This is a genomic window from Pontibacter ummariensis, from assembly GCF_900188175.1.
GTDB classification, from domain to species: Bacteria; Bacteroidota; Bacteroidia; order Cytophagales; family Hymenobacteraceae; genus Pontibacter; species Pontibacter ummariensis.
The window spans coordinates 150,709-171,813 of the sequence record NZ_FZOQ01000005.1 but is presented as its reverse complement, the minus strand read 5'-3'; the positions used below and the strand labels follow the sequence as shown (position 1 = coordinate 171,813).

General features: G+C 46.6%; 20 protein-coding genes. 9 read left to right on the top strand and 11 right to left on the bottom strand.

Going from position 1 to position 21,105, the window contains the following annotated elements:
* Positions 1 to 214: 214 nt before the first annotated feature.
* The 3 genes from CHB92_RS07560 to uvsE all read left to right on the top strand — a co-directional run bounded on the left by CHB92_RS07560 (position 215) and on the right by uvsE (position 2,629).
* Positions 215 to 742, top strand: coding sequence for a hypothetical protein (locus CHB92_RS07560; RefSeq protein WP_089318584.1), 528 nt, complete (start codon positions 215 to 217; stop codon positions 740 to 742).
* Between the two features lie 229 nt (positions 743 to 971).
* Positions 972 to 1,574: a carboxypeptidase-like regulatory domain-containing protein gene (locus tag CHB92_RS07555; protein ID WP_245842369.1), complete on the top strand. Its 603-nt coding sequence runs from the start codon at positions 972 to 974 to the stop codon at positions 1,572 to 1,574.
* A 161-nt stretch (positions 1,575 to 1,735) separates the two neighbouring features.
* A complete protein-coding gene (gene uvsE / locus CHB92_RS07550; RefSeq protein ID WP_089318582.1) occupies positions 1,736 to 2,629 on the top strand; it encodes a UV DNA damage repair endonuclease UvsE in 894 nt (297 codons plus the stop codon).
* Between the two features lie 5 nt (positions 2,630 to 2,634).
* Here uvsE and CHB92_RS07545 read toward each other — a convergent pair whose 3' ends face one another.
* Together CHB92_RS07545 and CHB92_RS07540 are read right to left on the bottom strand one after the other, a co-directional pair.
* Positions 2,635 to 2,856, bottom strand: a complete 222-nt coding sequence (locus CHB92_RS07545) for a DUF4112 domain-containing protein (protein ID WP_245842368.1) — start codon at positions 2,854 to 2,856, stop codon at positions 2,635 to 2,637.
* 57 nt (positions 2,857 to 2,913) lie between these two features.
* Positions 2,914 to 3,876, bottom strand: coding sequence for an IS110 family RNA-guided transposase (locus tag CHB92_RS07540; protein ID WP_089318468.1), 963 nt, complete (start codon positions 3,874 to 3,876; stop codon positions 2,914 to 2,916).
* Between the two features lie 531 nt (positions 3,877 to 4,407).
* On the opposite strand from CHB92_RS07540, the gene CHB92_RS07535 reads away from it, so the two are divergent.
* Together CHB92_RS07535 and CHB92_RS07530 are read left to right on the top strand one after the other, a co-directional pair.
* Positions 4,408 to 4,686 carry a type II toxin-antitoxin system RelE/ParE family toxin gene (locus CHB92_RS07535; protein WP_089318580.1) on the top strand — a complete coding sequence of 93 codons (279 nt, stop codon included), beginning with the start codon at positions 4,408 to 4,410 and terminating at the stop codon, positions 4,684 to 4,686.
* A 14-nt stretch (positions 4,687 to 4,700) separates the two neighbouring features.
* Entirely contained in the window at positions 4,701 to 4,997 is a 297-nt protein-coding gene (locus CHB92_RS07530; protein ID WP_089318579.1) for a HigA family addiction module antitoxin, read from the top strand.
* A 352-nt stretch (positions 4,998 to 5,349) separates the two neighbouring features.
* Here CHB92_RS07530 and CHB92_RS07525 read toward each other — a convergent pair whose 3' ends face one another.
* A complete protein-coding gene (locus CHB92_RS07525; protein ID WP_089318578.1) occupies positions 5,350 to 6,486 on the bottom strand; it encodes a DUF3800 domain-containing protein in 1,137 nt (378 codons plus the stop codon).
* A gap of 225 nt (positions 6,487 to 6,711) precedes the next feature.
* Between CHB92_RS07525 and CHB92_RS07520 the strand changes: the two genes are divergently transcribed.
* Positions 6,712 to 7,467, top strand: coding sequence for a recombinase family protein (locus CHB92_RS07520; RefSeq protein ID WP_089318577.1), 756 nt, complete (start codon positions 6,712 to 6,714; stop codon positions 7,465 to 7,467).
* Positions 7,468 to 7,681: 214 nt separating this feature from the next.
* Here the strand turns inward: CHB92_RS07520 and CHB92_RS07515 are convergent, their stop codons facing one another.
* From CHB92_RS07515 to CHB92_RS07485, 6 genes are all read right to left on the bottom strand, one after another.
* Positions 7,682 to 8,047, bottom strand: coding sequence for a Fic family protein (locus CHB92_RS07515; RefSeq protein ID WP_089318576.1), 366 nt, complete (start codon positions 8,045 to 8,047; stop codon positions 7,682 to 7,684).
* A 108-nt stretch (positions 8,048 to 8,155) separates the two neighbouring features.
* On the bottom strand, positions 8,156 to 10,084 hold the full coding sequence (locus CHB92_RS07510; RefSeq protein ID WP_089318669.1) for a UvrD-helicase domain-containing protein: 1,929 nt from the start codon (positions 10,082 to 10,084) through the stop codon (positions 8,156 to 8,158).
* The gene (locus tag CHB92_RS07505; protein WP_089318575.1) at positions 10,063 to 12,168 is read right to left on the bottom strand and encodes an ATP-dependent nuclease; all 2,106 of its coding nucleotides are present in this window, start codon (positions 12,166 to 12,168) and stop codon (positions 10,063 to 10,065) included. Before CHB92_RS07505 ends, CHB92_RS07510 begins: the two co-directional genes overlap by 22 nt.
* A 1,206-nt stretch (positions 12,169 to 13,374) precedes the next feature.
* Entirely contained in the window at positions 13,375 to 13,656 is a 282-nt protein-coding gene (locus CHB92_RS07495; RefSeq protein ID WP_089318573.1) for a hypothetical protein, read from the bottom strand.
* Positions 13,657 to 13,856: 200 nt separating this feature from the next.
* Complete coding sequence (locus tag CHB92_RS07490) at positions 13,857 to 14,330, bottom strand: helix-turn-helix domain-containing protein (RefSeq protein WP_308701841.1); 474 nt, start codon at positions 14,328 to 14,330, stop codon at positions 13,857 to 13,859.
* A 39-nt stretch (positions 14,331 to 14,369) separates the two neighbouring features.
* Positions 14,370 to 14,663, bottom strand: coding sequence for a type II toxin-antitoxin system HigB family toxin (locus CHB92_RS07485; protein WP_089318572.1), 294 nt, complete (start codon positions 14,661 to 14,663; stop codon positions 14,370 to 14,372).
* Between the two features lie 157 nt (positions 14,664 to 14,820).
* Here CHB92_RS07485 and CHB92_RS07480 point away from each other — a divergent pair, with 157 nt between their 5' ends.
* A complete protein-coding gene (locus CHB92_RS07480) occupies positions 14,821 to 16,092 on the top strand; it encodes a Y-family DNA polymerase (RefSeq protein ID WP_089318571.1) in 1,272 nt (423 codons plus the stop codon).
* A 1-nt stretch (position 16,093) separates the two neighbouring features.
* On the opposite strand, the gene CHB92_RS25770 is transcribed toward CHB92_RS07480, so the two are convergent.
* A complete protein-coding gene (locus tag CHB92_RS25770; protein WP_179222984.1) occupies positions 16,094 to 16,261 on the bottom strand; it encodes a hypothetical protein in 168 nt (55 codons plus the stop codon).
* 200 nt (positions 16,262 to 16,461) lie between these two features.
* Positions 16,462 to 18,135, bottom strand: coding sequence for an OmpA family protein (locus CHB92_RS07475; protein WP_089318570.1), 1,674 nt, complete (start codon positions 18,133 to 18,135; stop codon positions 16,462 to 16,464).
* 247 nt (positions 18,136 to 18,382) lie between these two features.
* Between CHB92_RS07475 and CHB92_RS07470 the strand changes: the two genes are divergently transcribed.
* Complete coding sequence (locus tag CHB92_RS07470; protein WP_089318569.1) at positions 18,383 to 18,616, top strand: ImmA/IrrE family metallo-endopeptidase; 234 nt, start codon at positions 18,383 to 18,385, stop codon at positions 18,614 to 18,616.
* A gap of 28 nt (positions 18,617 to 18,644) precedes the next feature.
* Positions 18,645 to 21,104 carry a DnaB-like helicase C-terminal domain-containing protein gene (locus CHB92_RS07465; protein ID WP_089318568.1) on the top strand — a complete coding sequence of 820 codons (2,460 nt, stop codon included), beginning with the start codon at positions 18,645 to 18,647 and terminating at the stop codon, positions 21,102 to 21,104.
* The last annotated feature ends 1 nt before the right edge of the window (position 21,105 follow it).

Genomic DNA, 21,105 nt, shown 5'->3' with positions numbered 1-21,105 from the left:
TGCCAAAAGCGGTAAGAGGAAGTAACAAGTTACCTTATATTCCTCCCCCCTTTAATGGCACGTTTCGCACGTTAAAGGCACGTTTCCCAGAAGTTCTCCACTATCCCCGCCTCCTCCTGTTTCAAACATAAAGCACTGTACCGCGTAAAAAGTGAAGAGCAGTTAAGGCTGCTGTTAACGATCAGAAATAAAGCAAAACGAAACAAATTATTCCATGAGAAAAGTATTTTATACCATACTTACTATCAGCATACTACAGTTTACCATGGTGGGCTGTGGACAAGGAGGTGACGGGGAAACGGTAGAGCTCACTGAGGAGAACAGTGAAAATAACGTAGACCCGGACAACCTCAGAGGGTACGGAGACCGTGAACACGGAGGGCTACCCCCTGCCGACCCTGAGGCAGACCAGTACTACGGCTTTGACCGGGATAACCTGCTGAATGAAATTGAGGCCGACTTTGTGGGAGATGCAGAATTGGCATCACGCATAGTTGAAGTATACTATGACCGCAGCATGCAGTTGAGCGAACTAGAGGCGAAGTTAAACGTAGAGGGAGAGCCTGCCACAGATGAAGCCGAACGCCAGCGGCAGGCAATAGAACAGGAGACGGACCGGCAGATAAGAGAAATACTCTCTCCGGAGCAGTACAGGACCTATGAGCAAAACCGGTCTAAGTACGACCAGATCCTGGAAAGAGGAAGAGGGGAAACACTACAAACAGAAGAAAACGAAATGTAACATACCGCAAGCGTATAGGCAAAAGCCTGTAGCAACTACTGCTACAGGCTTTTGCTGTTTTATCCTTACATTGTTTATCTTTATACTTTTACAAAGTGCCTGTTCTTCTTTTTTAGGGTTGGCATACTTTTTGGCCCTTTCTGGCGTAATAAATAAAAACCCGTGGCGACTCGTGTTGCTCCATCGTACGAATTAAATGCTCCGACACCCCCTGCTTTACATCCTTACGTTGCTGCTAACATGCTTCATGCTGCCTGCTCAGGCACAGAAAAGCATCCGGATAAGCGGCACCGTGCTGCAGCCAGACAAGAAAACGCCTATCCCCGGGGCTAGTATCGTAAAGATCAACTCGAACATGGGCGTTATCTCTGATGAGCAGGGTAAGTTTCTTATCGACGTGGCGCAGAAAGACACCCTTATGGTCCGTGCTATCGGCTATAAACCCTTACTGTACTTACCAAAACAGCTGCCTGTTTCTGAGCTTCGGGTAAACATTGTGTTGCAGGAGGATAGTGTGATGCTAGGCGAGGTAGAGGTAACCAGCCGGCCATCTCCTGAGATGATAGGGCGGGCTTTACGGAACATGAAACGGGAGCAAAGCAGCCAGGTAAAGAACCCGGGCTATATCCCCGGCTCAGAGCCTCCCCCACCGCCACCAGCCCCTGCCCCAACCATCGCCAGCCCTATTGGCCTGATGTATGACATGTTCTCGAAGGAAGGCAAAGAAAAGAAAAAGCTTCAGGAGCTGCTACTGTTAGAGGAAGCAGAAAAAAGGAGGAAAGAGCGGGAAGAGTATAACAAGTTTTTTAAGGATAACACCGGATACCAATAGCAGAAAGGGCTTGCAGTTAAATCTGCAAGCCCTTTCTGCTGTGCAACCTCATTGCCATGCTGCCGTTGCTCTACAAGAACAAAGGCCTGCTGAAAGGAACTAAAAAGTAGCTAAACAACAGTTACCTGCGTAGGTTATAGGTAACTAAACGTTACTTACGCATGAAGATTGGATACCCCTGCATAAACCAAACGCTTGACTGTAGTTCTTCCCGGACGTTTCGTCTCGCCTCCTACTCTGAGGAACGCCTGATCAGCACGGTGGAACAAAACCTGGCCTGCCTGCGCCGCATTCTGGAGTATAACGTACAGCATGGCCTCTTCTTTTTCCGCCTTACCTCTGATCTTGTCCCTTTTGCCTCGCACGAGGTAAACCAATACAACTGGCAGGAGCACTTTAAGATGACCTTCCGGCGGCTGGGCAACTATATTAAAAGCAACAACATGCGGATCTCCATGCATCCAGACCAGTTTGTGGTGCTTAACTCACCAAATGAGCAAACCGTGAAGAACAGCATTGCCGAGTTGGTGTACCAGGGTGCTGTGCTGGACCTGATGGAACTGGACACCACGGCAAAGCTGCAGATACACGGGGGTGGTGCCTATGGAGATAAGCCCACCGCTATACAGCGTTTCGCCGAAGTGTACCATACCCAGCTACCCGATGCGGTAAAGGCGCGCCTGTGCGTAGAAAACGATGACCGCACCTATACCCTGCAGGACTGCCTGCAACTGCATGAGTTAACGGGCATGCCTGTCATCTTTGACAACCTGCACCATGAGTGCGTAAACAACGGAGAGCCCATGCGGGAAGCTGTTCAGATGGCAGCGCAAACATGGGACCCGGAGCAGGACGGTATCCTAATGATGGACTACAGCTCACAAGCGCCGGATGAGCGCAAGGGCAAGCATGTACAGAGCATACAGGAGCAACTCTTCCATGACTTCCTAGCTGAGACAGAGGGGATGGACATGGATATCATGCTAGAAATAAAAGACAAAGAAGAAAGCGCCCTAAAAGCAATAGAGGTGGCAAAAGCGATGGGCAGGGCCTAAAGCACCTAGAAGATAAGGGCGTAGAGCCACTCGGCCAACTCCCATATACCCCACAGTAACAGGATAAACAGCACGACCACCCCTATCAGCACACCGACCACAATATTCTTGCCGCTGCCCTGGTACCTCCCTTCCTCGTAATAACGGCGCATTAAGCGCACGTTCCGCTCGTTTGCTTTAAAGAAAAAGTCGAAGATGTTACCGAGGATGGGGATACTGCCAAACACAGTATCAATACCTATGAACTGTGTTAAAAAGCAAGTGTATCCGTGCTATTTTCTCAGCTACTGCGCTTGGCATTCTGCTGAGTAAACTTCACCTGAATTTACGATGCCAAACACCTGTTTTATCAGCTTGTTCATCACGGCCACCAAGGCTACCTTCTTTGCTTTTCCTGCCTTCACCATCCGCTCATATAGCTCCCGGCATGCCTTGTTATGCACCCTTGCCGCCATAGAGCACATATAGAGCGTGGCCCTGATATTCTTGTCCCCGATCCGGCTGATTCCCCTGTACCCCCTTATTGATGTACCGGACTCGTTGATGCAGGGGCTGATCCCGATAAAGGCGCTGAACTGCCTGGCTGATGTAAAGTTTCTGAACCCGCCAGAGACAACAATGAGCTCTATGGCAGACTTGGTGCTGATGCCGGGAATGGTCTGCAGCAAGCTAAATAGCTCTTGACACTGCTCCTCAGCCGTTTGCTGCATCTGGCGCTCCAACTCTACTATTTGCTTTTCTATGCTAGCCAGGACCGTTTTACAGGCCCTCACAGCAGCTTTATCGGCTTTGTCTAGCTGTGCCAGGGCATGCAGCTGGTTCAGGAAAGAGCGTTTGCTCTTGACAAGCAGCTTCAATGACATGCGCTGCTGCTGCAGCTTCCGCATGAAGGGGGCCGGCGGCTCGTAGAGCTTGGGCTGCATGCGTTCGCCATATTCGGCGATCAGCGCCGCATCTACCTTGTCTGTCTTCGTTCTTTTGAGCTTGGTCTGGGCAAAGCGCTTGATCTGCAAAGGGTTCACCACCGACACCTTGATTCCCTTCTCATACAGAGCGATGGCCAGCTGCAGGCTGTAAACTCCTGTTGCCTCCATGATGCACCAGGAACTACCTGGCAGCCCCTTGAGAAGACTGCTAATGCCTTTCCTATCGTTGCTGTGCAGAGAGGTGGTGACTTTGCCTTCTACTCTTGTAGCAACCACAAAGCTGTCTTTGGCCACATCGATACCAATGTAAGTTTGCTCCATTATACAATGTTTTAGAGGTTATACAGGTGACAAAAAGATAGCTTCTCTTGCACTCAACATCCTGATGCAGGCTCCTGGCCTAATGAACTGTCCAAGGTAAAGAAGCCGGGTAAGGGGATTGTCATAAGACGCGGGTTTATAGATCCCCTGTTCAACATAAATCTTATTCCTTACCCAGTCTTTATGTCTATAGCTTACTACTTATTTTCTCTGTTTTAGATAGTTCATTTCTCTGATTAACGAAAGGGAAAAGGGTATCTAAGGGACATCGTACAAACATAGGATGTTCAACAAGTCTACATTCTGTATGTTTTATAGGACGAGTCACAAAACAGTGAGTCCAATAAACGTTCGTTTTCTGGACTCCTCCCGCCTCACCGCCGACCCTACCCGTTTCTGGCCCCATTCGGTCTAGAAACCGGGTCTACTAAATAACGCCCAAAAACCTTTATCCTTTCTGTTCTACCTTTTCGGCGCAGGCTGCGCCATGGTCTTTGGCTGGTGTAACTTTTTTTGTTACATTGCGGTTGTATGATAAGGAGCTTTGCACACAAGGGACTGCAGAAATTCTATGAAACCGGCAGCACGGCCGGGATCAACGCACAGCATTCCACCCGTATCGGGCGCATCCTCACTTTGCTGAATGTGGCGAAATCGGTACAGGAAATGGATGTGCCGGGCTGGTTTCTGCACCCCTTGAAGGGGAACCTCGCCGGGCACTGGTCGGTCCGGGTTTCCGGAGCCTGGCGCGTTACTTTCAAACTGGAAAATGGCGATGCCGAAGTAGTCGATTACCAACAGTATCATTGAAAAGAGGAAGAACCATGAAAATGCACCATCCCGTCCATCCAGGGGAAATACTCGCTGATTACCTGGAAGGCAGCAATATCACGATCAGCCAGCTGGCAGCGCGCATTCATGTGGCGCGGAAGACGGTTTCTGACATAGTAAACGGCAAGGCACGCGTGACCGTGCCGATGGCGCGGCGGCTGGGCCGGGCGCTGGGCACCAATGCCGGTGTCTGGTTGCGTTTGCAGCAGCAACGTGACGAGTGGGAAATCAGCCAGCAGTCCGATGAAGACCTGCAGGATATACAACCCTTTGAACGGGTCGCCGGATAGCCCGGTCCTTTCCCGGAGGCGCCTCTCCCCATCACCTGCTGCTTCATCTCAGTTGACGGTCAATACACAGGTCAACCCGGAGCTGACCGTCAGCTAAAAAGGACCTGTCCACTTATATCCCGTTGCTGATTTGGGTGCCGGGGTTTACTCTTCTAAATGAAGTGGTTCTAAGCTTTTCCTTCGGCATTCTTACTGAGGAAGCCATTCTACACAACTTACAAATCCACTATGGAATAGGTATTGCTTCATTTTTACCAATAAAATAATATTAGGAAACAGAGTAATATTAGTTTATCAGGTAACTAAATGTTACTGCAAAAGGAGAGAAATAGAAGCTATGCAAAGAAGGCTTTCAGGAGAGCTTCTCCAGCAGTTTCCGCAGGCTTGCATACTCGGGATGCTCAAGCACGTTCAGCTCTCCCCCGGTGGCCAGCTCCAGGGCCCGGTGGCACTGGCCCAGCCTTGCGAGCATGGGCTGGATCTGCTGGTTGTAGTAGTTGAAGAAACTGTATATGTCCCTAGTGGAGCAGGGCAGCTTATAGCCGGCACTGGAGGAGACGATGAGCACGCCCTCGTCCCGCACCGGCCCCACCACGAGTGAGCGGAAGCGGTGCTCGGTGTAGTTCTCGTACCTGTAGGAGTTGAGGTGCTGCAGCAGCTCGTGGGTGTGGATGTAGCGGGTCCTGTAGTTGTAGGTGAAGACCATGAGCAGGTACTCCACGAAAACCATCCGGCTTTTAATGACCGGGTCCTCGCTTCCCGCGTGCCGCTGGAGGTAGTCCCGCGCCCGCAGCTGCGCCGCCGCCGTGATGGCCTCGTCCTGCGCGTCCGCTGCCATGCCCTCCGTGTCCACCGTATAGGGCACGTATCCCTCCGGCCAGCGGTTTACCCCCACGCACTTACCTGCCAGCTCCTGCTCCGGGTCCAGCTCCGAGAGCCCGGCGTGAAACGAGTTCAGGCTTTCGCCAAGAAAGGAAGCCAGCTGCAGCAGCGGCTCCTCCCCTTCCGTGGAGAAGGCGAAGGGGGCCGGGGAGAAGAGGTCCACCTGGTGGTTTTCCAGAATGTAGCGGCGGAAGCTTTCCATGAACTCCGGCGAGCCCAGCGGGCTGGCCACCACCCCCAGCTGGGGCACGGTGCGGTAAAGGTTGTTGTAGATAAGGCCGGAGAGGAATTTGTAGAAGGTGCCCTTGTACTGGAGCGGTGACTTCTGGTGCAGCTTGCGCTTGTCCACCAAAAGGGCATGAAAGGAAAAATTCAATTTCTTCAACTCCTCCAAAATCTGTCTGCGTTGTACTATTCCATGCGCGTCTACTGGAGACAGCTTCCCATCGAGGATGTGCCGCTCCCGGATGCGGCGGAACCCCTCCTCCACTTCCCTTTTGTGCTCCTCCTCCACCAGCACGACGGTGAGGGAGAAGTGCGTGTCCCCCGGGCTCTCGAAGCGGAAGCCGTGCGCCCCCGCCCCGTAGACAAAACCAACCTTTGCCATACTCCTATATATAGTGTAACCGAACTTCGCGTACCTGATGCCGGCGGCAGATCCCGGCGCCGCTCTGAATATACTAAAAATATTGTCTTTGGCTATATTTTGCTAACAGGATTGGGGAGTGCCGTTTTGTCACGTCCGCGGCCACGGGTTTTACATTCCTACTACGTTCGTTGTAGAAATGTAAAACAACCCCTACCTTTAGGAAAACCTCAAAAAAAACAGGCGATGGAAGAGCAGCAGTACGTGGTCTACTACCGCGTCTCCACCAAGAAGCAGGGCGAGTCCGGCCTGGGCCTGGAGGCGCAGCGCACCTACGTCCGACACTTCTACTCGGATAAGAACATCATTGGGGAATTTACCGAGAAGATAAGCGGCAAGGAGATCGCCAACCGCCCGCGCCTGCTGGAGGCGCTGGAGCTTTGCAGGCGGAGGCAGGCGACGCTCGTCGTGGCCAAGATTGACCGCCTGAGCCGGAACACGGAGCAGGCGCTGAGCATCTACCGCGAGCTGGAGGGCAGGCTGGAGAGCTGCGATATCCCGAACCTTGACAAGTTCACCCTCACGCTGTTCATGGCCATCGCCGACCGGGAGCGGGAGCTGATCGGCATCCGGACGAAAGCGGCGCTAGATGAGAAGATAAAGCAGACGGGAGAGTGGCGCAAGCCCTCAGAGGCCTTCCGGACGGGTGCCGCCTCCGCAGAAGGGACCCGGGTGCTGCAGCACAATGCCAGGGTCAATGAGAACAACAAGCGGGCAGCGGCCCTCATCCAGTTCCTGCGCAGCACCAAAGTGGATGTCACAGGCAGCGAGGGACAGGTGACAGGCAAAGCGGAGATGCCCTGGAAGGAGATAGCCCGGAAACTGAACGAGGCGGGTTTCAGGGCCAGCCGGGGAGGACTGTTCCAGGCAACGCAGGTGCAGCGGATCCACCACCGGATGAGCGCTCAGCAGGATTTTCCTATGGAGAAGCCCTTTTCATAGCTGATGTGTACCGTTATGTAAATATGAGTACTTCATCTGCACAAGACAAGGTGCTATTTTAAAGCTCAAGAGCTAGCACATATACTACAGTTGTATATGTCCGTTGAATAGAGCTCTTATTGCACTGGCAAGAGGGTGCTCTCTTGGCTCTACAGAACTCTCTGCCCTCTTGTGCATGTAAGCCAGCGGGTCTGTAATCAGGCGTGCTGAGCGCTCATCCGGTGGTGTGCCCAAGCACCAGCTCCCTCACCAATGCATCCGTACTACTCAAGTCTCGTAGTCGGTAGTTAAGGTGATAAACGATCTCTGACATCAGACGAGGAACATCAAAGAAGCTTAGGGGTATATAAGCTCCTACCTGCAGGTCCTTATTTCTCCATTTCCCAGCCCATTCGTAGGCCCCTCCGAAAGCGGTTCTATGAATGTCCAAGATTAAGCTGGTGGTGATCTCAACAGGGAAGTCCAAGTCTATCATATACTCTTCTGCTCTCAACACTCCTTTCGCCTCCAGTTCGTTGAGGTGTGCATTATCGCCTATGCCCAATAAATCATCATCTGCTGCAGTTGTATGTTCTCCCATTGTAAGGCCTTTATACAAAGATGATAAATTTCGACAACAGGAGGGAGAATGGCACCGATGTTACAAGCAGAAATCGGTACTTGTGCTAATCAAGTGATAAACATGCCTTTAAATTGTTACAACATTTTTAGCACCAAACCACTCAGTTGCAGAAGCTATCACTTGCTTACTAGGGTTATGATAGAAAACTGCTAAATTTTCTTTTGCCCGGGTACAGCACACATAAAATATTTTTTGTGTTCTTTTGAGAACGCTTTCTGTACCTTTGTTTAAAAATAGGTTTTCAAAGTTGTAGTTATTCCAACCCCCGTTGTCTAACACGACAAGTACATTATTAAATTCTGTTCCTTTAGTTTTGTGCTGTGTAGAGAAAGGAGTTTTACCTTCCAAGTAGTCATACAATTTTTGGAATTCGTCAAACTGAACTTCTTTTACCCTATTATATAAGTACTCATTTTTTACTATAAACCTCTCTAACTTATCATCTATTAGGCAGATTCCTTTTTCATGAGCATTATTGATTACCTCCTCAATTGTTTTATTACCTACATTAACTAAACTTTCAATATTATTTTTTAAAGTTCGCTTATCTGCAACTTGGTTAATTTTGTATCTATAATCAGTAACTCTAAGAAACTCATTGTATCGCCCTGTTTTGTATAACACGATATTATTTTGGATCTTAAAGAGGTGTTTTATTAAACTGTCACGTTTTGACCCTTTTTTGCTATCCCCTTCTTCATTTTGCTTTTTGTCGTCAACTAAGGCGTCTTTAGACAGATAGATCTTCCTAACTTCTGAGAAGGGCTTATTTTTTAGTTGATTGTAAAGCTTCGCATTTTTGTCATCTTGAAGCAGTACCTCCTTCTTGAGTTGCCTTTGCCTATTCCTTAATTGAAATTCATCTACAATAGTATCAAAACTATCATTTTCGTTTATCACAATTTTAGGTAAACTCTTCTTATTGCTGTTCTTGATTTTATTTAAGATATCGTTCTTCAACCCAACAACAGGATCACCATCATAGATATCCATCAACGTCCGGAAGCCAACTTTATCAGCAATTAAGTTATGGGTAAGATTTAACTCTTTAGTTTCTTTAGCATTACTAAAAATCCAATTGTGGTTTAGGGTCAAGTACTGCTTCGCTGCTGCAACATCACCATTCCTGGAATGAATAAACAGAATATTGCCTTCTTTTACCTGTCCAGCTAACATGTTTGGGGCACCCTCATCAGTTGAAGGCTCCTGTACTATTCCATCTGTTCTTAGTCGGTTAGCCAACTCAATTATTTTTAGGGGGCTTCTTCTATTCTGTGTTTTCTTAATCTCACAGACCATACCTGCTGTATTTCCCTTATATTCATCCAAGTTCCCAATACCATCATCATAAATTGATTGCATGGCATCTCCAAAAAACCCGATAAGGTTTATCTTCTGACTTTTTTTGAAGTGATCTAAGAAAATAGCAACGACTAGCTTGCTCGTGTCTTGGTACTCGTCAATGAAAATAAATTGAAATTTATCTTTAACAATAGAGCTAAGCTTTGGGTGATTTTCGAAAAGGAAATGCGATATAATTAATAACTCGTCATGAGAAATAATTCCTTCTTTGAGTTTCAAATACTCTTTATACTGGATTCCCTTTTCAAGATTATCAAAATAATCGGTCGGGATGGCTCTTTCTTCATCAATAGAAATTTTAGCTTCTACATCATTCGCTAAAGTAATAATGGCAGACTTTAACTCCTTCTGGAAATGTTTAATATTATCCCATAAGAAGTCGTGAATAGTAGACACACTCAGATTCTGATGGTTTACCCGCTCTTCAATTTCTTTAACTGCTGCATTAGTATATGTCATGCAAGCTACTTTGGCCGTTGGATGTTCGATAATTACCTGACGGATAACATGAACCAAAGAGAAAGTTTTTCCGCTTCCTGCACCTCCGCTTAATAAAAAGTTGCGATTGTTATCAATGCACTGGAAAATTTCCTGAACCTCTGGCTCTAATGCTAATAATCCTTCTTTAACCATAATAAACCTTCTTTAATGTAGGAGGGAATTTCCCAGTTACTGAAATCTGCATTACTATTGAAGAGGATGTCCAAGGCAAAGTGTGTTTTCTTCTTTATACACTTTTCAGCCAGCTCATAAGGTCCGAGGCCATTATCAAAATGTGATTTATTTTTAAGTCCTCTAAAACTGTTCTTGTTATTCTTTATATAGTCTTTGTTAATGTTAATGAATGCATCCTCAAAGCTCCTAGCATTGTACCCGTTCTCTTTGGTTTGATACACAACACAGAGCCTTCCATCTACCTGATTCACCCAAGAGCCTTTAACTTTACTGAAAATTTTGTCTGTAAGACGGAAGCCTGTAAGACTATTAAAAGAAGGATCACTGAAAAAAGACTTGATTGCCTCATTAGAGTAATTAACGCCTAAAGCTACTTTGCACTTTTTCCCTTCATCATCAACGGCGTCAAGATCTGTAATGATCAATGCTTTTATACCTAAAAAATCAATAAATTTTTCAAATATTTGAGAATATGCTCCAACTTCAATGATAGAAATGTTTTGAGAAAGCAATGGCAGGTATCCATCAGGGGCGACTGATGCTGCATGCTTTTTATATTCTTCAATATCCACCTTCCGCATAAGGGTTGGAACAAGTATGCGTTCTGTATCACCTTCAATTAATACTGCCTTGTCAGCAAAGAATATTTCAGCCCGGCTAATGGTCAGGTACTGTTTCAGAAATTGGTATTGGGTTGTTGTAGCATCGTAATCCTGCTCCAAATCCTTTAAATTCTTAGCAATCACTCCACATTCATTCTCCTTCTTCAAGTACTTAATATCGTCAAAATCACTATCAGCAACAATACAAGCTGAATGAGTGCTTATGATATATTGCAAGTCCCTGTGCTCTCCATCTTTCCGTTTGATGCCTTCACCTAATAGTCGCTTTATGTTCTTAATAAAAACATATTGCATCTGCGGATGGGTATGTGCCTCCGGTTCTTCTATAAATAACAAGTTTATATCTGCAGGCCTTTTCTCTTTTTCCCGTTCAAACTCATGTACAAGAATCTCTATTTCAAAGATCATACTGATAAGGTTCATGTAGCCTAAACCATTGTAGTGTTCAGGTAGATGATTGTCCGCATCATGTTTATAAACTACAGTAGTGTTCCCTTCAAGTAATTCCCGATGTTGAAGTGTAGAGATAATTTCAATCTCCGATTCATTGATTTTTACCCCACCAAAATCCCTAACCTTCTTTACTATATTATCAAAAAGAGACTTGTAAATCCCACTCAGGTGGGTGTCCGTTTCACTTAGTTTGTCTTTAAAATCTTCAACGGCTTTGTTCTGCTCATCACTAGCCTCGGTACGCTTGTATATTCGTGATGTTTGACCTGAAAGTGTCTTATCAATTTCTTTATTAGTAACATCTCTCTTGGCACTGATGTATTTGAAGTTAATTATGTCAGTGATACTTATTTTTTCTAAATTCAAATCAATGTATATATTCTCATTTGCTTTTTTTGTAGCCGAATCATACCCCAAAGAGTACTTGCTCATTTTAAAATAATCTGTGTGATTTATTTTTAAGAAGTCTAGTAAAGTCCTGATTTTATAGTCTTGGTTTTGTTGCTGCTTTTCCTCCTTCTTTTTGTATTCTTTAGCTTCAAACTCGCGGTACTCTTTTCTCAATTGAGAATATCCAGCAAAGTCCATTGTATATTCAAAACCCAGAACGATAACATTATTGTTTGGATCTAAATCCATCATTAACCGACTGATATTGGCTAAGCTGTCTTCCTCTGTGTATTCTATAAAAAGCTTGAGCCTTATTCCTAACCGTATATAACCTTCTTCAGTTAACGCTTCTTCTACATAAACTACAGTTCTGAGCTCATTCTTGAAATCAATGTTAAAGTCGTCAACAGTGAATCTATTTTTATCGGGTTGACACAAGAACTTATCAAGAACAGAAAGAATAGAAGTCTTTCCAGTGTTGTTTTTGCCAATAACTAGGGAAAGATGCTTTTCCAAGTCCATGGAAAAGCATTTTAATAATCGGTAATTATCTATTTCAATTTTAAATATTTTCATACAAGCCCGATGTCCCTTAGTTGTAAGTTTATTTTGAAATAATTTTTTTTGACCCTCCTAACACTGCTTCATACAAAAACAATGTGCTCGAATTTGTATTGTTTTTTAGCTACTGTTAACATGATGTCTACTCCTTCTATCTACACTATGTGCGGAAGTTGTTTATGCTCTTAGACATGCTGTATTAAAGATATTGAGAATGACCTTAAATCTTTTATAATTATATATTATTTTTTCAATACAGTAATCTTGATGGCACTGATTATTGCCTTTTTTATGAGCTGATTAGTTATAATGGAGAGAAGGAGGTAGTGCAGGTAACCTCTCCAGCTCGTCTTTCTAAATGCTTAGGTAGCTTCAGAAAATATTTTTATAGCATTTAGAAAGGAAAGCGAGTTTAGGAGCAGCTTTGTACTGTATCTAACAGATACAGGAGTTCACCAAGTCTGAAAACATGCGGAAGAATAAGATGAAAAAGCAGTAGAGTGGCCAGTTTCAGCACTGTTATGCCCGATTCTACACCATTATAGCGTTATACCTTATCTACACTTTTTCAGAGGCGGCAGGGCAGTGTAGAGAATACAGGCCCTTCTGCCTGGCTGAGGTAACGGTAGCAGGCGCCTCGGCCGATACTGAAGATACGGGTGATCTCCCCTCCACTGTCCTCTTGACCGAGTCGAAATAAGTATGACTCAATCCTCCCCGGCAAGATTTGCCCCACCGTCCAGTACTCCGCCAGACTACGCTAATCTGTCAGAGAACTTTTCGTACGCTGGCCACCCTTCCGCCAGCCTCCTCTCTGCGTTGCTCTCCGTTCTTCCGCTGCCGGAAAAGTGGCTTCCCCACCCCGTGAAAACCAGGCGCCACCCGTACATTATTGAATAAACATAGTAAGCACAGTAAACACAATAATACTGGGCTACTTTGTTTTCTTCTTCCAGCTTCATCTTTCTTCTCCACGGCAAAGCGTGTATGGAGCACAGCTTAAGGAAAAGTAAAGGTGAACATTGTATTACTAATTAACCTGGTGTTACTGGTTAACATGATATTACCATGGATACTTAGTAAACGTAGTAATACTGTATTAACGAGTAATCTACATTTACTACAAAAGGGAAAGGAAAGAAAGTTAATGTCTTAAATACTCCTGGTACTCCTCCCCCACCAGGAACCAGGACACGCATATGTTCCTCCCGCCTTGTGGCTTTATTCACCCATTCGCAGCCATAGCTGGTATTCCGCAGTGTAGAGGTGTTGTTTCATATATGCGGCCATGCCTAAAGTGTCTGTCTGGTCCCTCGTCTTCAAGTAGAAGTCCATCATCGTGTCTTCAACACGTTGATGTGAGGCGTTCGCCTGCTCCTGCTTCTCCACCATCCGAAACACGCTCCAGACCAGGACGAGGGCAAAACATCCATGAATAAAAAAGCGGGCAAGGTTCTTCCGGATAAGCTGCTGCCGGTGTGTTAGCTCATCAAAAGGCTTCATGCAGTCTTCAGGCCGCTGGGCAGGTTAATCCCAAATAAGTCGCTTAGCACTATAAGTAGCCTTATGTTAGGGTTGTCATACACAAGTATAGCTAAAAAATAAACCACCCTGTAAGGAGTGGTTCTGATGGTTACTGCTTATTGGGTTTACTATGTTTATCGTGTTTATCGTGTTTACTATTATTACTGGGCATACTTCATTTACCTGGTGAGATCAGAGAGCCTCTGTGCACCACGATAGGATTTGCTTCCTCTGTCGACCCTGCGCTTTGTATGTGCCCGAGTACTATTAGGCGATCCCTTTCTTTCACTGGTTACTTCATAGTCCTGCACTAAGACTTCCAGGGGGAAACCGAAGGCCTTGTGGAGGTTTCTGATCATGTCAATGGAGAGCTTGCGCTTACGGTTCAGCACCTTTGACACAATCGCCTTATCGCCGATGTAAGGGACAAGGTCCTTATCCATCAGCCCCAGGTCCTCCATTCTGAGTTTTATGAATTCTATCGGGTCAGGAGAGCTGATAGGGTAGTTCTCCTGCTCATACTTATTGATGAGCAAGGTTAGCAGTTTTAGCTCCTCTGCTTCTGCACTGCCCTCCGGTGCATCAAACAAATCCTCCACGCGGGCAAGGTAAACTTCGTACTGCTCCTCATTCTCTATAATTCTTATCTCCATTGCTTTAGCTATTCATAAGGCTTAAAACTACTGTCTTCCTTAGCGGTTTTCTTTCGTCCACTTGTCATACTCCGCATGGGTGCCGACGAACTTGATCATCATGCTCTTGTACTGGAAGGACACCCGCGCCACTATTCTGTAATGGTTGCCCTTGATGTTGAAGACTACTTTGCTGTCGGCTATCAAGTCAGCGCTAGGGAAATCCTTTTTCAGGGCGTTCAGGTCTTTCCATTCTGCCCTTACGGCTACTTTGTACCAGGTAGTAAGAGCTGCTTCCGAGTCTGCGTGTGCTTCATAAAACTCCCGAAGCTTTTTCAGGCTCATTACATTCATCTCGCGGTGTGTGTTGATGTATACGGCAAAGATACATGGTGGTTGACAAAATGTCAACTAAATAAATAGCCTCTGTTTCACCTTGTTACAGCTTGTGTTGCTAACTATATTAGTTTTAGATATAGATTTGCTAATATTGCTCGTAAAAGCAGGCTATATGACTTCACTCTTCGCTATAGTAGACGGCAACAACTTCTACGCCTCCTGTGAGCGCGTCTTCAACCCTGAGCTGGAGGGAAGGCCGGTTGTTGTGCTCTCCAACAACGACGGGGCTGTGATTGCCCGAAGTAACGAAGCAAAGGCATTGGGTATAAAGATGGGCGTTCCTGCCTTCGAAATAAAAGACCTCGTCAGGAGGCACGATATAAAGGTGCTGAGCAGCAACTATGAGTTGTATGGGGACATGTCCCGGCGCGTGGTCGAAACGCTCTCTCGCTTCACCCCTAACCTCGAAATATACTCTATCGATGAAAGCTTCCTTGACCTGGGCGACTTCTACAATGTGGATCTAAACGAGTACGCCAGAACCATCAAAGAAACTGTCAAGCGGTGGACGGGTATTCCGGTAGCTGTTGGCGTGGCACCGTCTAAAACGCTGGCCAAAGTTGCGAACAGGATCTCCAAAAAGTCTGCGAAGGCGAACGGAGTTCTGGTGCTCACGGACGAGCGGCACATAGAAGAGGCACTCAAGCGCACAGAAGTAGCCGACGTGTGGGGCATAGGGCCGAGGTACACCCGCAAACTGGCAGCGTTCGGGATCACCACGGCATGGCACCTGCGAAACGTGACGGATGCCTTCGCCAGAAAGCATCTTACGGTAGTAGGGCTGCGGACAGTGCGCGAACTGAGGGGCATGTCCTGCATAGACCTGGAGATGGTCCCTGCTGCCAAGCAGAACATCTGCACCTCCCGTAGCTTCGGCAAGACGCTCACTGAGCTGGGAGACATAAGAGGCGCACTGGCCACCCACACCGTCCGCTGTGCCTCAAAGCTCCGGTCACAGAAGAGCTGTGCCGGTGTGCTGACGGTGTTCCTGCAGACGAGCCGTTTTAATGATCCTGGCCAGTGCTACTTCAACAGCAGAACTATAAAGCTCGACTGCCCCACTTCCAGCGAACTGGAGCTGCTACGCTACGCTACAGGAGCCTTGCAAAGCATCTACCGGGAAGGCTACCGCTATAAGAAGGCGGGCATCATCCTGCAGGATATCGTTCCTGATAACCAGGTGCAGCTTAATCTATTGTGCAGCCCCAACATTGACCGGGACATGAAGCTGATGAGGGCGCTCGACAGCCTGAGGGACAGGTTCGGCCATAAGAGCGTGCGCTACGGTGTGCAGGGCATAAAAGAAGAGTGGGCGCTGAAGCAGGAGAATGTATCCCCCTGCTTCACTACCCGACTGGAGGACATCATAAGGGTCCGCAGTTGATCTACGCCCCTGCCCTCTCCAGGTCTTCAGGGTCAAAGGCTACTTCCCGCCCGTCTGGCATGCGACAATTTATTTCTGGTCCTGGTAGAACTTCGACTACTCTCATCATCCGCTGGCGGGCTTTTTTGGCGTGAACAGCGTCACCTACTTTAATGTCTGCGGCTGTCATATAGCTTATTATTTGGTTATCCTGCAATAGTAAGCAATACCCCGCTACATATTGCAATCCCCCTACAGTGGCCCCTTTCCTACTCTTCCTCCCTTTTGTGTTTTTTTTACTGATTCCCTAAAAAGCTTAATAAACAACAGAAACAGGTATTATTAAGTAATACGGTATTATAATGTTTACTTAGTAACTATAGTAACATATTATATCACTTTTCTCCTTCTAACTCTCGGCTGATTCACTTCCGGAGCTGGTTCTTTCTGCTTAAAAAAGGTACTATAAGTCCAAGTGGCAGCCCCTCCTATCATCGCTAAAACTCCAGCTATCCATTCCCAGTTGTCTTTCATAAAGACACTAAACTTCTTCCACTTTGAAGGTTCTTTCTCCGGCTCTGTAATCGTTGTCGCATTTGATCCTGGAGCAAGTTTCAAGTTATCTATTCCAGCAACCATATTAGTGCCCTCAACTGCTACAACAGGTACTACTCCATCATAGACATCAAATTCACGCCACACCTTTTCTCCGAAATCATAAAACATAATGGAAGCCTTCATTATCAGATTATGCTTGCCAGCCTTTAAGGGTGTAACAGACCAAACCCATTTTGTCTCAGCAGCATGTCCCAATTCTACCTGTTGAATCTCCTCTGATTGTAGCTTGATGCGGAAAGCAGCCCCATCGACTGCGAAAAATCTTGCTTTCATCTGCCTTGAAACTTCGATTCCTTTTTTTACGATTAACCTTGAGGTGTCTGGGTTAACCTTAAATGTGGTGGTGTTTGTTAAACTCTTTATTAATTTGTCAACCGGCAGGCCTTTTGATATCACCAACGACACCAACACAGTTGAATCCACTTTCATAGGGCTGGGAACAAAATGAGCTAAGTTTCCCTTCTCAATTTTGTAAATATTTGGCTCTTGCTTAGATGGAGGTACACTTATCTCCTCTTCAATGCTAATATCTACGTTACTGTCTGTATCATCGCCAAAACCCAAACCTTCACCCCAAGCATCTTCTTCACCAAACCCAAAACTAAGCTCTTCTTCAGTTAACCCGCCGTAGTATTCATCTACCGGATCCAAGGTATTATTCCAGAAATAGAAGGAAACTCTTCTTTTCATGGGGCCATCATACTTATTGTATTTTGTGTTACCATAAACCAGCTCTCTCTCGATATATTGAGGGGTTCCATATATAGTTATAAGACTATCATCAACTCCTTGCTGAACAAGGTAATCTTTCACTTTCTGTGCTCTTGCATTAGACAGAGCAAGATTATAGACTACCGAATCTACTTGTTCTGCTCCGCCTTGGATAATTAGTCCAAAATCAGAGGAATGAATCATCTCTACTGCTAAACTATCTAATAGAATCTTGTAAGGCTCTTGTAGTAGATCCTGCTCAAACTCTATCCGTACTTTCTCCTCAATCAGTCGTTTTGTCTCTTCATCAGGTTCTGGGCACCCCTCCCTCTCAGACAGCCCTGCAACGATAGGACAAACATCCCAAATGTCTATCAATCCGTCCCCGTCAGTATCCGGGCATCCGTACTTACCACCACCAGCGTCCTCTGGACATAAATCCTTAAAGTTTAGTACACCATCATTATCTGAATCAGTAGTATCAGTTAAAAAGCCCCATGCGTCGTTTTGGATTTCCTTATCAGCAGTTTCATGAGCAGTAGTATCCTGTGTAGCTACTATGCTTGAACCTTCTTTGGTAACCTGTTGGCCATCCGGTAGTTCTCTAACACCAGTTTCCTGAATAGCTTCAGTTGCGGAGGGAGAGTCGCTATTCCTACATGCCGTTACACCCAACATTGTTAGAATGACAAGCAGAAATAATAAATATGGCGTTGATCTGATTCGCTTCTTCATGGCAGCCACTATTTACTGTTTACTTACAATTTAACTATTTTATGTTATACTTAAAATATTCAAGGAAGGTGCAGCAAGGGATAAAGTTGTTTACTGTTTATTTAGTAACATAGGTAATAATAGTAATCTTAATAACAACAGTAATATAAACAATATCGATTCTTTTGGAAGTATATATTATTCGTCTATATTTACGGATATACTACAGTAAACAGTAAAATAAAAGCCTGTACAAATTCCTCTACCCATGGATAACCAAGACGAAGACAGACAGCAGGAAAGTGAGGCGAATTCCTTTGCCGCCTTCCTGCTGATACCAGAGGAAATACTGCTTGAAAGGCTAAAAACATTAGACCTGTCCGACAATAAAGCCTACGACAGGCTCTGTAGTGATTTTGGAGTATCATACGGCCTGATGGCCTACCGCTTCATGCTGCTCGGACAAAAGGGCGAAAAGTACATTTCTGTTATTACTAAGTAAACACAGTAATCAAAGTAATCCTAATCATATGAGTGATGTTACCTCCTGGATAAACGATGAACTTTATCCTTCCCTGTACGATCACGTAAGCCTTGCCTTTCCGGAACATCGGTTTGAGCAGTACAGATACGGCTGGAGAAGCCAGGCCTACCTGTTTGGTGAACCGCATCGGGACAGGAAAGATAAAACCGTTATCAGCAAAAAGGTACCCGGCAGGATAATGGAACACGGAGGCGACAGCCTTACACTCGTGGATTATGTAATCAAACGCGACAATTCAACGCTTGTAGAAGCACTCCGGAAGCTTGCCAGTGTTGCGGGAATAGAGATGCCGGGCGGGAACGAATATGACGAAGATGCCTTCAAAAAGTACCGTCAGAGGGCTGCTGTTTTAGAGGATGCCAACAGCTACTTCGCTTTTTGCCTGGTGAACTCCCCCGCTGCCGTTCGCTACAGAGAATACCTGGATAAACGAGGCTATACGGCTGATGAAGTAAAGCAAATGGAGCTAGGCTACATTCCCTCCCTGCAGAAGCTGTACAACCACCTGCAAGGCGATAAAAAACACCAGCTCTCGGACATTGAGGATGCTTTCGGTGTCATGCAGGCTAGCATCAGACCTGAGACCAGAATCGGCACCACCCACCAACTCACTCTCCCCTACCGCAGCGGCGGCTCCATCAAGGGCTTCAAGTTCCGGGCACTTGACGAGCAGGTAAAACCCAAGTACCTCAACAACCCCGGGCTGGATAAGCTCGGAGGCTTCTTCAACATTTCTTCACTCAAGGGTGATAAAGACCTTGTTGTCGTAGAGGGAGAACTCGACAGCCTCCATGCCACAGTGAAGACGATAGACAATGTGGTGGCCACGGGCGGTTCATCTATCAACCCTGAGCAGGTGCAGGATGCTAAGCGCAAGGGTGCACGCGCTATCACGCTCTGCTTTGATTATGAGGAGGACGCAAAGAAGCAGGATGAAATAGCAAGGAAGATCATGCGGGCGCTGGATGTCCTGGATCAAGAGGAAGCGCTCAAAGTGTACGTTGCCACTCTGCCGGATCTGGGCAACGGCAAGACAGACCCAGACCGGCTGCTGAAAGAAGCTGGAGTAGAGGCGCTCCGGGAGGTGATACGCAGCGCCTCCCCTTCCTATGAATACCGGCTACAGTCTATTATGGCAAAATACGGGGCCGTAGAGGAAGAGAAAGGCACGTTGGAGGCTAAAGACATTGACAACTTACTGGATGAGGTGGTAGCGGCGGCTGTGAAGATAAAACGGCCTGTAGAACGCGACATCTATATCCGTCTTTTCATCACGCACGGGGGCATCAGTCACTACGGTATTACCACCGAGAGCATGGCCGCAACGGTGGACCGCCTCCAGTACAAAGAAGATAGGGCTAAGCAAGAACAGGAATTCAAAAAACTGCTAGAGGATGTCAAGGGCCTGCAGGGGAAAGGAGACGTAAACAAAGCACTCGATCTGCTTTCCAGGCGCAGCACTGAAATAAAAGCTAAAGGCCGTGAAGTAGAGTTCAGCAGCTTGCTTTTGCCTGTAAAGGAAGCGGATATTACCCAAAGGCAGCGCAGCAAGCCCGATAGCCTTGCAACGGGCTACAGTATAGGCGGCGAGGACCTGCTCCTGCCTTCCGGGGCCATCAGTATATTCGCTGCCCCTACCTCACACGGTAAGACCACTGTGCTGGTGAACGTTGCACTGAATGTTGTGGAGGCCTACCCAAACAAGGAGTTCCATATTTTCAGCTATGAGGAGGACGCAGACAGCATCCTTATAAATGCACTAAACACTTACATCGGCAGACCTGTCGCAGATAATAACCGGAAGAGAATAAAGGATTTCTACACATCCGGCGATGAACGGTACTTCACACCTGGTAACGCCTCTTTATTCCACAGTGCCCGGCAGCGGTTCTTTAACGAGCTGGTGACCCCAAGAAGGCTAAACGTCCACTACTCCGGGTATGACTCCGACACACTCCTACAGGCCATCACCTACCTTCACAAGACAACAAATATAGGAGGCGTGTTCATCGACTACATGCAGCTGCTCAGAAAGGGAACAGGCTTCAAGTTCCCTTCACGGCAGGAAGAGCTAAAGCAGATCTGCCTTGACCTGAAGGACCTCTCCGTGGAAACCGGGCTGCCTATTATACTCGGTGCACAGTTTAACCGCGAGGTGACAAGCCAGCTGAAGATCCACCCAACCAAGATCAGCGAGGCCGGAGACATTGAACGCGTGGCCAACCTGATCGTCGGGTTCTGGAACAACAACTTCAAGCCCATCGCAACGGATGCTGAGCTTAGGGAAATAAACAGCAAGGGCTGCGACAGCAGAGACACTATCTACACGACTGTTCTAAAGAACAGGGGGGGAGAGGTCGGTACGGAAGACTTATGGTCCTTCCATGGCAACAGCGGGAAAATCAGCAACTCCCATGCCTCCTATTCAGAAGTGTATACTATGTAAC